Source organism: Micromonospora sp. HM134 (assembly GCF_007833915.1).
GTDB classification, from domain to species: Bacteria; Actinomycetota; Actinomycetes; order Mycobacteriales; family Micromonosporaceae; genus Micromonospora; species Micromonospora wenchangensis.
Window position 1 is genome coordinate 2,060,450 of the sequence record NZ_CP041061.1, and the last position, 13,912, is coordinate 2,074,361.

A 13,912-nucleotide genomic window follows, 5' to 3' on the forward strand; every position below is an offset into this window, starting at 1 on the left:
GAACCTCCGGCGCGGGAAAGATTGGTGTGAACGATGGCGAACGACGACAAGCTCCGGACCTTCCTCAAGCGCGCCACCGCCGAACTGCAACAGGCCAACCGGCGGCTGCGTGAGGTGGAGGGCCGGGACCAGGAGCCGATCGCGATCGTCGGCATGGGCTGCCGCTACCCCGGCGGGGTCCGGTCGCCGGAGGACCTGTGGCGGCTCGTCGCCGACGGCACCGACGCCATCTCCGGCTTCCCCACCGACCGGGGCTGGGACGTCGACGGCATCTACGATCCGGAACCCGGCAAGCCCGGCAAGAGCTACACCCGGCACGGTGGATTCCTCTACGACGCCGCCGACTTCGACCCCGGGTTCTTCGGGATGAGCCCCCGCGAGGCGGTCGAGACGGACCCGCAGCAGCGGCTGCTGCTGGAGGCGTCCTGGGAGGCGTTCGAGCACGGCGGCATCGACCCGGTCGCCCTCAAGGGCAGCGCCACCGGCGTGTTCGTCGGCGTGATGCACCACGACTACGTCGACAGCACCACCTCCGGCAGCCTCGTCTCCGGCCGGGTCGCCTACAACCTGGGCCTGGAGGGGCCGGCGATCACCGTCGACACCGCCTGCTCGTCGTCGTCGGTGGCGATGCACCTGGCCTGCCAGTCGCTGCGCAAGGAAGAGTGCGGGCTGGCCCTGGCCGGCGGGGTCGCCGTGATGGCCACCCCGCAGCTCTTCGTCGAGTTCAGCAGGCAACGTGCCCTGTCCCCGGACGGCCGGTGCCGCTCCTTCGGTGACGGCGCGGACGGCGCGGCCTGGTCCGAGGGTGTCGGGGTGCTGGTGCTGGAGCGGCTCTCCGACGCGCAGCGCAACGGGCACCGGATCTACGGGCTGATCCGGGGTTCCGCCGTCAACCAGGACGGCGCGTCGAACGGGCTGACCGCGCCGAACGGGCCGGCCCAGCAGCGGGTGATCCGGGCGGCGCTGGCCAACGCCCGGATCACCCCCGACGCGGTCGACGCCGTCGAGGCACACGGCACCGGCACCACCCTCGGTGACCCGATCGAGGCGCAGGCCGTGCTCGCCACCTACGGGCGGGACCGGGAGACGCCGCTCTTCCTCGGCTCGATCAAGTCCAACATCGGGCACGCCCAGGCCGCCGCCGGGGTAGCCAGCGTGATCAAGATGGTGATGGCGATACGGCACGGGACGCTGCCGCGCACGCTGCACGCCGAGACGCCGTCGCGGCAGGTCGACTGGGCGGCCGGGGACGTGCGGCTGCTGACCGAGGCGATCGACTGGCCGGCGGTGGACCGGCCCCGCCGGGCGGGCGTGTCGTCGTTCGGCATCAGCGGCACCAACGTGCACCTCATCGTCGAGCAGGCCCCGCCCGCCGGGGCCGGCACGCCGGGGCCGACCCCGCCGGTCGTCCTCTGGCCGGTGTCGGGGCGTTCCCCCGAGGGGATGGCCCGCCAGGCCGCCCGGATCGCCGGGTTCGCCGCCGACACCGACGAGCGTCCGGTGGACGTCGGGTTCTCGCTGGGCGCGGGTCGGGCCGGGTTGGAGTTCCGGGGGGTGGCGGTGGGCCGTGGGGCCGCCGAGCTGTCCGCCGGCCTCGACGCCCTGACCACGGGCACCGGCGTGTCGGGTCGGATCACCACCGGTCGTACGGCGGTGTTGTTCACCGGTCAGGGTGCGCAGCGGGTCGGTATGGGTCGTGAGCTGGCGGAAGCGTTTCCGGTGTTCGCGGCTGCTCTGGATGAGGTGTGTGTCGCGTTCGGTCCGTTGCTGGGTGGTGATCTGCGGGAGGTGATGTTCGCCGATCCGGATGGTGTTCTGGATCAGACGGGGTGGACGCAGCCGGCCCTGTTCGCGGTCGAGGTGGCGTTGTTCCGGTTGGCGGAGTCGTGGGGGTTGAAGCCGGATTTCGTTGCGGGTCATTCGATCGGTGAGTTGGCTGCGGCGCATGTGGCTGGTGTGTGGTCGTTGGAGGACGCGTGCCGGGTGGTGGCGGCGCGGGGTGGTCTGATGCAGGCCCTTCCGGCGGGTGGGGCGATGTTGGCGATCGCCGCGCCTCTCGACGAGCTGGATCTCGGTGACATCGACGTGGCGGCGGTCAACGGTCCCCGGGCGGTGGTCGTGTCCGGCACGGAGGAGCAGATCGCGGCGCTGGAAGCCTCCCTTGAGGTGAAGACGCGCAGGCTGCGGGTGTCGCACGCGTTCCACTCGCACCTGATGGACTCGATGCTCACCGGGTACGGGCAGGTCGTCGACGGGGTGACCGCGAACCCGGTGGGTATCCCGTTGGTGTCGACCGCGACCGGTGATCTCGCCAGCGACGACGAGTTGGGGTCGGTCGAATACTGGCAGGGTCAGGTGCGGGGGACCGTCCGGTTCGCCGATGCCGTGGCCACGCTGGCGGCGCGAGGCGTGACCCGGTTCGTGGAGATCGGGCCGGACAGTGTGCTCACCGCGATGGTCGCCGACTGCGTCGACGACGCGGTGACGATTGCGTTGCAGCGCCGGGACCGGGAACAGGTCACGGCGTACGCGACCGGGATGGCGCAGGCGTGGACCACCGGCGTCGACCTCGACTGGACGGCCGTGCACCCGGGAGCGCGGCAGGTCGAGCTGCCCAGCTACGCCTTCGCCCGGCAGCGGTACTGGCTGGCCGCCCCCACCACCGCACCGGCCACCGTCACCGACAACTGGCGCTACCGCGTCGTGTGGCGGGCCGCCGACCTGCCCACCGGGCCGGAACTCACCGGCGACTGGTGGCTCGTCACCCCCGACACGCTCACCGACGACCCCCGGGTCACCGCCGTGGCCGACGCGCTCACCACCCGGGGCGCCACCGTCACCCGGCTCACCGGCACCGACCCGCTCGCCGGCCGGGGCACCCCCACCGGGGTCGTCTCGCTGCTCGGCCTCGACGACACCCCCGACCCGTACGACGCCGGGCTGTCCGCCGGGGTCACCGCCACCGTACGACTCGTGCAGGCCCTCGCCGCCGCCGACGTCACCGGCCGGCTCTGGTGCCTCACCACCGGCGGCGTCGCCGTCGACCGGTACGAGGACCTGCCGCACGCCGCACAGGCCGGCCTCTGGGGGCTCGGTACCGTCCTCTCGCTCGACTACCCCACCTGGTGGGGCGGCCTGGTCGACCTGCCCGCCGACTGGACGCCCGACACCCTCGACCGGCTCGTCGACGTGCTCGCCGACGGCGGCGAGGACCAGGTGGCCGTGCGTACCGCCGGGGTGCTGGCCCGGCGGATGGTGCGCTGGCCCGTCGCCGGCAGCCCCGACCGGCGGTTCCGGCCCACCGGCACGGTGCTGGTCACCGGCGGCACCGGCGGTATCGGCGCGCACCTCACCGAATGGCTCCTCGACCAGGGGGCCGAGCGGGTGGTGCTGGCCAGCCGGCGTGGCCCCGCCGCCCCCGGGGCCGCCGACCTGGCCGCCAGGCTGCCCGGCGTGCAGGTCGTCGCCTGCGACGTGGCCGACCGGGACGCGGTCGCCGCGCTGCTCGACGGGATCGGCGACGACCTGACCGCCGTCTTCCACGCCGCCGGGGTGCTCTACGACCCGGCCCCGCTGGGCGATACCGACCTCGACGACTTCGCCGCCGTGTGCCGGGCCAAGGTGCTCGGCGCGACCCACCTCGACGCGCTACTCGGCGACCGGCCGCTGGACGCGTTCGTGCTGTTCGCCTCCGGCGCGGCCGTCTGGGGCAGCGCCGGGCAGGCCGCCTACGGCACCGGCAACGCCTGGCTCGACGCACTCGCCCACCAGCGCCGCCGCCGGGGCCGGACCGCCACCTCGGTCGCCTGGGGCACCTGGGGCGGCGGCGGCATGGTCGACGAGCAGGCCACCGAACACCTCCTACGGCAGGGCACCCCGCCGATGGAACCGCGCCTCGCCCTCGGCACGCTGCAGCAGGTTCTCGACCACGACGAGAGCCACCTCGTGGTCACCGACATCGACTGGGCCCGGTTCACCCCGATCTACACCCTGGCCCGGCCCCGGCCGCTGCTCGCCGCGCTCCCCGAGGCCCAGCAGAGCCCGGCCGTCGCCGCCCCGGCCGCGTCCACCGACACCTCCGTGCTGGCCGGGCTGCCCGACGCCGAGCGGCTGCCGTACCTGCTGGACACGGTGCGTGCCCAGGTCGCCGCCGTCCTCGGGTACGACGCGACGACCACCGTGGACGTGCAGCGGCCGTTCCGGGAACTCGGGTTCGACTCGCTGACCGCCGTGGAGCTGCGCAACGCCCTCGGTGCGGCCGTCGGCCTGCGCCTGCCGGCCACCATGGTCTACGACCACCCCACCCCGGCCGTGCTGGCCCGCCACCTGTACGACGAACTCGTCGGCACCGCCGCCCCGGCCACCGTCACGTCCGGCGTCGGCGGCTCCGACCCCGACGAGCCGATCGCCATCATCGGAATGAGCTGCCGCTACCCCGGCGGCGTCCGGTCCCCGGAGGACCTGTGGCGGCTCGTCGACAGCGGCACCGACGCGATCAGCCCGTTCCCCGTCGACCGGGGCTGGAACTCCGACGCGCTCTTCGACGCCGACCCGGACCAGCCGGGCACCAGCTACGTCCGCTCCGGCGGCTTCGTCTACGAGGCGGGCGCGTTCGACGCCGAGTTCTTCGGCATCTCGCCCCGTGAGGCGATCGCCATGGACCCGCAGCAGCGGCTGATGCTGGAGGTCACCTGGGAGGCGTGCGAGCGGGCCGGGATGGACCCGGAGGCACTGCGCGGCAGCCCCGTCGGGGTGTTCGTCGGCTCCGGCGCCCAGGACTACGGCGACCTGCTCGGTCTCGCCCCCGCCGAGTCGGAGGCGTACCTGAGCACCGGCAGTTCCGCGTCGGTGATCTCCGGCCGGGTGTCGTACGCGTTCGGGTTCGAGGGGCCGTCGATGACCGTCGACACGGCGTGTTCCTCGTCGCTGGTCGCGCTGCACCTCGCCAGTCAGGCGCTGCGGGCCGGGGAGTGCGCCACCGCCATCGCCGGCGGCGTGCTGGTGATGTCGAACCCCACCCCGTTCGTGGCGTTCAGCCGGCAGCGGGGGCTCGCCCCGGACGGCCGGTGCAAGTCGTTCTCCGACGACGCCGACGGCACCGGCTGGGCCGAGGGCGTCGGGGTGCTGATGCTGGAGCGGCTCTCCGACGCGCAGCGCAACGGGCACCGCGTCTACGGGCTGATCCGGGGTTCCGCCGTCAACCAGGACGGCGCGTCGAACGGGCTGACCGCGCCGAACGGGCCGGCCCAGCAGCGGGTGATCCGGGCGGCGCTGGCCAACGCCCGGATCACCCCCGACGCGGTCGACGCCGTCGAGGCACACGGCACCGGCACCACCCTCGGTGACCCGATCGAGGCGCAGGCGCTGCTCGCCACGTACGGCCGGGACCGGGACCGCCCCCTGTGGCTCGGCTCGATCAAGTCCAACATGGGCCACGCCCAGGCCGCCGCCGGCATGGCCGGGGTGATCAAGATGGTGATGGCGCTGCGACACGGGACGCTGCCGCGCACGCTGCACGCCGAGACGCCGTCGCGGCAGGTCGACTGGGCGGCCGGGGACGTGCGGCTGCTCACCGAGCCGGTCGACTGGCCGGCCGGGGACCGCCCGCGTCGCGCCGGGGTGTCGTCGTTCGGCATCAGCGGCACCAACGCCCACGTGATCGTGGAGGAGGCCCCGCCGGTCGAGCCCGCCGCGCCGGCCGCGACCCCCGAGCCGCCGGTGGCGCTCTGGCCGCTGTCCGCCCGGTCGGCCGGTGCGCTGGCCGCACAGGCCGGCCGCCTGCGTGACTTCCTCACCGATGAGCGACCGGTCGACGTCGGGTATTCGCTGGCCGCCGGTCGGGCGGCCCTGGACCACCGGGCGGTCGCCGTCGGCGGTTCGGCCGCCGACCTGGCCGCCGGCCTCGAAGCCTTGGCCACGGGCACCGGCCTGTCGGGTCGGATCACCAGCGGTCGTACGGCGGTGTTGTTCACGGGTCAGGGTGCGCAGCGGGTCGGTATGGGTCGTGAGCTGGCGGAAGCGTTCCCGGTGTTCGCGCAGGCGTTGGACGAGGTGTGTGCCGCCTTCGCGCCGTTGCTGGACGGTGATCTGCGGGAGGTGATGTTCGCCGATCCGGATGGTGTTCTGGATCAGACGGGATGGACGCAGCCGGCGTTGTTCGCGGTCGAGGTGGCGTTGTTCCGGATCGCCGAGTCGTGGGGTCTCAAGCCGGATTTCGTTGCGGGTCATTCGATCGGTGAGTTGGCCGCCGCGCACGTGGCCGGGGTGTGGTCGCTGGAGGACGCGTGCCGGGTGGTGGCCGCGCGGGGTGGGTTGATGCAGGCCCTCCCGGCGGGTGGGGCGATGCTGGCGATCGCCGCGCCCCTGAACGAGCTGGATCTGGGCGATGTCGACGTGGCGGCGGTGAACGGTCCCCGGGCGGTCGTCGTGTCCGGCTCCGAAGAGCAGATCGCGGCGCTGGAAGCCTCCCTTGAGGTGAAGACCCGCCGGTTGCGGGTGTCGCATGCGTTCCACTCGCACCTGATGGATCCGATGCTGGCCGGGTACGGGCGGGTCGTCGACGGGGTGACCGCGAACCCGGCGGGTATCCCGTTGGTGTCGACCGCGACCGGTGACCTGGCTACCGATGCCGAGTTGGGTAGCTCCGGCTACTGGCAGGGTCAGGTGCGGGGGACCGTGCGGTTCGCCGAGGCGGTCGCTGCTCTCGCCGCGCGTGGGGTCACCCGGTTCATCGAGATCGGGCCGGACAGTGTGCTCACCGCGATGGTCGCCGACTGCGTCGAGGATGCCGCGGCGATTGCGTTGCAGCGCCGGGACCGGGAACAGGTCACGGCGTACGCGACCGGGATGGCGCAGGCGTGGACCACCGGCGTCGACCTCGACTGGGCCGTGATCAACCCGGGCGGGCGGCCGGTGGAACTGCCCACCTACGCCTTCCAGCACCAGCGGTACTGGATCGAGCCCGAGGCCACCACCGGCACCGGCGAGGCCGACGGCGGGTTCTGGGACGCCGTCGACCGGGGCGACACCGACGTGCTCGCCGACGGACTCGGTGTCGCCCCGGGCGTCGTCACCGAGGTGCTGCCCGGCCTCGCCGCCTGGCGGGCCCGGCAACGGGACGCGGCCACCGTGGACGACTGGCGCTACCGGGTGGTGTGGCGCTCCACCGAACTGCCCGACGGCGGCGAACTCACCGGCACCTGGTGGCTCGTCGTACCGGCCGCGTCGACCGGCGACGCCCGGGTGTCCGCCCTCGCCGCCGGACTGGCCGCCCGGGGCGCCGACGTCGTCACCGTCACCGGCACCGACCTGCCCGCCGGGGACACCCCCGCCGGCGTGGTGTCCCTGCTCGCCCTCGACGACACCCCGGACGCCACCGACGCCGGCCTGTCCGTCGGCGTCACCGACACCGTTGCGCTGATCCAGGCGCTCACCGCCACCGACTTCGCCGGCCGGGTGTGGTGCCTCACCGCAGGTGGTGTCGCCGTCGACCGGTTCGAGGACCTGCCGCACCCCGCGCAGGGCGCGCTGTGGGGGCTCGGCACCGTGCTGTCCCTGGAGTACCCGCACTCCTGGGGTGGCCTGGTCGACCTGCCCACCGGCTGGACCGACGAACACGTCGCGCGGCTCGCCGACGTCCTCGCCGCCGGTGCGGAGGACCAGGTGGCCGTCCGTACCGCCGGGGTGCTGGCCCGGCGGCTGGTCCGCTGGCCGGCCGCCGGCACCCCCGAACGGCGCTACACGCCCACCGGCACGGTGCTGGTCACCGGCGGCACCGGTGGCATCGGCGGGCACCTGACCGCATGGCTGGTCGGTCAGGGTGCGCGGCGGGTGGTGCTGGCGAGCCGGCGGGGCGCGGCGGCCCCGGGCGCGGCCGAGTTGACGGCCCGGCATCCGGGTGTCGAGGTGGTGGCGTGTGACGTGGCGGACCGGGAGTCGGTCGCCGCGCTCCTGGCCGACCTCGGCGACGGGCTGACCGCCGTGTTCCACGCCGCCGGGGTGCTGCACCAGGAGAAGTCGCTCCCGGAGACCAGCGTGGCGGAGTTCGCCGAGGTGTGCCGGGCGAAGGTGCTCGGCGCGGTGCACCTCGACGAACTGCTGGCCGACCGGCCGTTGGACGCGTTCGTGGTGTTCTCCTCGGGTGCCGCGGTGTGGGGCAGCGCCGGGCAGGCCGGGTACGCGACGGCGAATGCGTACCTCGACGCGCTGGCGCACCGGCGGCGCAGCCGGGGGGCGGTCGCCACCTCGGTCGCCTGGGGCAGTTGGGCCGGCGGCGGGATGGCCGACGGGGAGGCCACCGCGCACCTGCGCCGGCAGGGCACCCCGCCGATGGAACCCCGGCTCGCCGTCCGGGCGCTGCGGGAGGCCCTCGACCACGACGAGAGCCACCTCGTCGTCGCCGACATCGACTGGACCCGGTTCACCCCCATCTACACCCTGTCCCGGCCCCGGCCGCTGCTCGCCGCGCTGCCCGACGCCCAACCCGAGACCGAAACGGCCGCCCCGGTCGCCGTTAACGCCGACCTCGCCGGCCGGCTCGTCGCCATGCCCTCACCGGACCGCCTGGACACCGTCCTGGCACTGGTCCGCGACCAGGTCGCCGCCGTCCTCGGGTACGCCTCCGGCGCGGACGTCGACCCGGAGCGGGCGTTCAAGGAAGCCGGCTTCGACTCGCTGACCGCCGTCGAGCTGCGCAACCGGCTCGCCACCGAGACCGCGCTGCGGTTGCCCGCCACGCTGGTCTTCGACTACCCGACCCCGACCGAGCTGGCCCAGCAACTGCTCACCGAGCTGGTGCCCGCCGACGCCGGGGGCGTCACCCTGCTCGACGACCTCGACCGGCTCCAGGCCGCGCTGTCCACCCTGGACGCCGACGCGGTCGCCGCTCTCGACGAGAGCACCCGCGCCGGGGTGGGGGAGCGGCTGCGCACCATGCTCGCGGCGTGGACCGCCGGTCAACGTCCGGCCGAGGTCGCCAGCGTCACCGAGGAGCTCGACACGGCCTCCGACGACGACCTCTTCGACTTCATCGACAGCAAGTTCGGCACCTCATGATCCGTCCGCTCCGTCGGCGCCGTCCGGGAATGGGTTCCTGATGTCCAACGAACAGAAGCTTCGTGACTACCTGCGGCGGGTCACGGCCGACCTGCACGAGACCAGCGAGCGGCTCCGCGACATCGAGGAGCGTGCCGCCGAACCGATCGCCATCGTCGGCATGGGCTGCCGCTACCCCGGCGGGATCGACTCGCCCGAGGCCCTGTGGGACCTCGTCGTGGCCGGCACCGACGCCATCTCCGGCATGCCCACCGACCGGGGCTGGGACCTCGACGGGCTCTACGACCCGGACCCGGACCACCCCGGCACCAGCTACACCCGCGAGGGCGGCTTCCTCTACGACGCCGCCGACTTCGACCCCACCTTCTTCGGCATCTCGCCCCGCGAGGCCGCCGAGATGGACCCGCAGCAGCGGCTGTTCCTGGAGACGTCCTGGGAGGCGTTCGAGCGGGCCGGTATCGACCCGCTGTCGCTCAAGGGCAGCCCCACCGCCGTGTTCACCGGCGTCGTCTACCACGACTACCCGAACAGCTGGGGTGCCGGCAGCATCGTCTCCGGCCGGCTGTCCTACACCCTCGGGATGGAGGGGCCGGCGGTCACCGTCGACACCGGCTGCTCGTCGTCGCTGGTCGCCCTGCACTGGGCCTGTCAGTCGCTGCGCTCCGGGGAGTCGTCGCTCGCCGTCGCCGGTGGGGTCACCGTGATCGGCACCCCCGACGCGTTCGTCGAGTTCTCCCGGCAGCGGGCGCTGTCCTTCGACGGCCGGTGCAAGGCGTTCGCCGACACCGCCGACGGCACCGGCTGGGCCGAGGGCGCGGGCGTGCTGGTGCTGGAACGGCTCTCCGACGCCCGCCGCAACGGGCACCCGGTGCTCGCCGTCGTGCGCGGCTCCGCGATCAACCAGGACGGCGCGTCCAACGGCCTTACCGCTCCCAACGGGCCCTCCCAGCGCCGGGTCATCCGGGCCGCGCTGGCCAACGCCCGCCTTGCCGCCCAGGAGATCGACGCGGTCGAGGCGCACGGCACCGGCACCCGGCTCGGCGACCCGATCGAGGCGCAGGCGTTGTTCGCCACGTACGGCCGGGACCGGCCCGCCGACCGGCCGCTCTGGCTCGGCTCGCTGAAGTCCAACATCGGCCACTCGCAGGCCGCCGCCGGGGTCGGCGGGGTGATCAAGATGGTGCAGGCGATGCGGCACGGGCTGCTGCCCCGCACCCTGCACGTCGACGAGCCCAGCAGCGAGATCGACTGGTCGCCCGGCACGGTACGGCTGCTCACCGAGCCGCTGGACTGGCCGCAGACCGGCCGGGCCCGCCGCTGCGCGGTCTCCTCCTTCGGCATCAGCGGCACCAACGCGCACGTCGTGCTGGAAGAGGTGCCCCCGGCCGACGAGGAAGCACAGCCGGCCACCCCGCCCGTGCTGCCGTGGGTGGTCTCCGGGTACACCGACCAGGCGCTGCGCGCCCAGGCCGAGCGGCTGCTGTCCCACCTGGACGCCGCGCCGGCCGAGCCCGCCGCGGTGGGTCGTACGCTGGCCGGCCGGGCCCGGCTCGCGCACCGGGCCGTGGTGCTCGGTGCGGACCTGCCGCAGTTGCGGGCCGGGCTCGCCCCGGTCGCCGCCGGTCAGCCCGCGCCGAACGCGGTCACCGGTACCGCCGACGCCACCGGCCGGGTCGTCTTCGTCTTCCCCGGCCAGGGCGCCCAGTGGGTCGGCATGGCCGCCGCGTTGCTGGACTCCTCGCCGGTGTTCGCCGAGCAGATGGGCCGCTGCGCCACCGAGCTGCGCGCGTACGTCGACTGGGACCTGCTCGACGTGGTCCGGGGGGTGCCCGGCGCGCCCTCCCTGGAGTGGGTGGACGTGGTCCAGCCCGCCCTGTGGGCGATGATGGTCTCCCTCGCCGCCACCTGGCGCAGCTACGGCGTGGAACCCGACGCGGTGGTCGGCCACTCGCAGGGTGAGATCGCCGCCGCCTGCGTGGCCGGCGGACTCTCCCTGGCCGACGGGGCGCGGGTGGTGACCCTGCGCAGCCGGGCCATCGGCGAGAAGCTGGCCGGCCGGGGCGGCATGGTCTCGGTCGGGCTGCCCGCCGACCGGGCACAGGAGCGGATCGCCCGGTGGGCGGGCGACATCTCCCTCGCCGTGGTCAACGGCGCCGGTTCGGTGGTGGTCTCCGGCACCCCGGAGGCGCTGCGGGAACTCATCGCCGAGCTCACCGAGGAGGGGGTCCGGGTCAAGCAGGTCGCCGTCGACTACGCCTCGCACTCCGCGCAGGTGGAGCTGCTGGAACACCGGCTGCTGGAGGACCTGGCCCCGATCAACGCGAAGACCGGGACGATCCGGATGCTCTCCACCGTCACCGGCGACTGGGTGGACACCGCCACCCTCGACGCCCGCTACTGGTACGAGAACCTCCGCAACACGGTCCGGTTCGACCCGGCGATCCGCTCTCTCGCCGGGCAGGGCTGGACCGGGTTCGTGGAGGTCAGCCCGCACCCGGTGCTCGGCATGGGGATGCAGGAGACGCTGGAGTCGGCGGACCGGCCGACGGTGGTCACCGGCACCCTGCGCCGCGACGACGGCGGCCTGGACCGGCTGCTCACCTCCCTGGCCGAGCTGCACGTCCGGGGCGTCGACGTGGACTGGGCCGCCGCCCTGCCCGGCACCCGCCGGGCGGACCTGCCCACCTACGCCTTCCAACACCAGCGTTACTGGATCGCGCCGACCACCGCCGCCCCGGCCTCCGGCGGCACCGACGCCGGGTTCTGGGACGCCGTGGAACGCGCCGACGTCGACCTGCTCGCCGACGGCCTCGGCGTGGACACCGCACTCGTCGGGGAGGTGCTGCCCGGCCTGACGTCGTGGCGGTCCCGGCAGCGCGACGTCGCCACCGTGGACGGCTGGCGCTACCGGGTGGTGTGGCGGCCTGCCGAGGTGCCCACCGGCGGGCAGCTCACCGGCGTGTGGTGGGTGGTCGCCCCGGCGGCGCTGGCCGACGACGGGCGGCTGCGTACGCTCGCCGACGGGTTGGCCGCCCGGGGCGCCGAGGTGGTCACCGTCACCGGCACCGACCACGCCGGCCGGGAGGCCCCCGCCGGGGTGCTCTCCCTGCTCGCCCTCGACGACGGCCCCGACCCGCTGGGTGTCGGCCTGTCCGCCGGGATCACCGCCACCGTGTCGCTGGTGCACGCGCTGGCCGCGTCCGACTTCACCGGCCGGCTCTGGTGCGTCACCGCCGGTGGGGTCGGGGTGGACCGGTTCGAGCCGGTCGCCGACCCGGCCCAGGGTGCCCTGTGGGGTCTGGGCACGGTGCTCTCCCTCGACTACCCCGGCTGGTGGGGCGGCCTGGTCGACCTGCCCGCCGAGTGGACGCCGCAGACCGTCGACCGGCTGGCCGACGTGCTGACCGGCGGCGGCGAGGACCAGGTGGCGCTGCGGGCGGCCGGTACGCTGGCCCGCCGGATGGTCCGCCACCCAGCGACCGGGGCACCCGAACGGCGCTACACGCCCACCGGCACCGTGCTGGTCACCGGCGGCACCGGCGGGGTCGGCGGGCACGTCACCGAATGGCTGGTCGGCAACGGCGCGCAGCGGGTGGTGCTGGCGAGCCGGCGCGGCCCGGACGCCCCGGGCGCGGCCGAGCTGACGGCCCGGCACCCGGGCGTCGAGGTGGTGGCCTGTGACGTGGCGGACCGGGACGCGGTCGCCGCGCTCCTGGCCGACCTCGGCGACGGGCTGACCGCCGTGTTCCACGCCGCCGGGGTGCTGCACCCCGAGGTGCCGTTGGGGCGGACCGGCCTCGACGACTTCGCCGACGTGTGCCGGGCGAAGGTGCTCGGCGCGGTGCACCTCGACGAACTGCTGGCCGACCGGCCGTTGGACGCGTTCGTGGTGTTCTCCTCCGGTGCCGCGGTGTGGGGCAGCGCCGGGCAGGCGGGCTACGCGACGGCGAATGCGTACCTCGACGCGCTGGCGCACCGGCGGCGCAGCCGGGGCGCGGTCGCCACCTCGGTCGCCTGGGGCAGCTGGGGCGGCGGCGGTGGCATGGCCGGCGGCGAGGTCGGCGCGCACCTCGACCGGCTCGGCGTCGGTGTGATGGCCCCCCGGCTCGCCGTCGACGCCCTCGGACAGGCCCTCGACCACGACGAGAGCCACCTCGTCGTCGCCGACGTCGACTGGGCCCGGTTCGCCCCCATCTACACCCTGGCCCGGCCCCGGCCGCTGCTGGCCGAACTGCCCGACGCCGCACCGGAGGCCGCCGAGGCCACCGAGGCGGGGTCGTCGTCGGCGCTCGCCGACCGGCTCGGCACGCTGCCCGAGGCCGAGCAGCGCGCCCTGCTGCTGGAGACCGTCCGCACCAACGTGGCGGCCGTCCTCGGCTACGGCGACGCCGAACTGGTCGAGCCGCAGCGCGCGTTCAAGGAACTCGGCATGGACTCGGTGACCGCCGTCGAGCTGCGCAACCGGCTCAGCGCCGCCACCGGCGTACGGCTCTCCGCCACCCTGGTCTTCGACCACCCCAACCCGACCGCCCTGGCCGACCAGCTCCGCGCCGAACTCGGCTACACCGGCGACACCGCCGGGGGTCTGCTCGCCGAGCTGGACCGGCTGGAGGTCACCGTGGCCGGCCTGACGCCGGAGGAGATCGAACGCAACCGGGTCACCGCCCGGCTCCAGTCGCTGCTGGCGAAGCTCAACGAGACGCTCAGCACCACCACCGGCACCACCCTCGTCGACCGGCTCGAAACGGCCTCCGCCGACGATGTGTTCGACCTGATCGACAAGGAACTCGGCATGACCTGAGCCGCCACCGCGCTCCCGGAGCAACGTGTCCCGCTGGCAACGAGTTTGGTGAGGTTC

The 13,912-nt window shown here is 74.4% G+C and carries 2 protein-coding genes; both read left to right on the forward strand.

The genetic code is table 11. From position 1 onward, the window contains the following. Window positions 1–33 precede the first annotated feature (33 nt). The gene (locus tag FJK98_RS09415) at window positions 34–9,054 is read left to right on the forward strand and encodes a type I polyketide synthase (RefSeq protein ID WP_145918675.1); all 9,021 of its coding nucleotides are present in this window, start codon (window positions 34–36) and stop codon (window positions 9,052–9,054) included. 40 nt (window positions 9,055–9,094) lie between these two features. After that, entirely contained in the window at window positions 9,095–13,855 is a 4,761-nt protein-coding gene (locus FJK98_RS09420; RefSeq protein WP_145918676.1) for a type I polyketide synthase, read from the forward strand. Window positions 13,856–13,912: the final 57 nt, after the last annotated feature.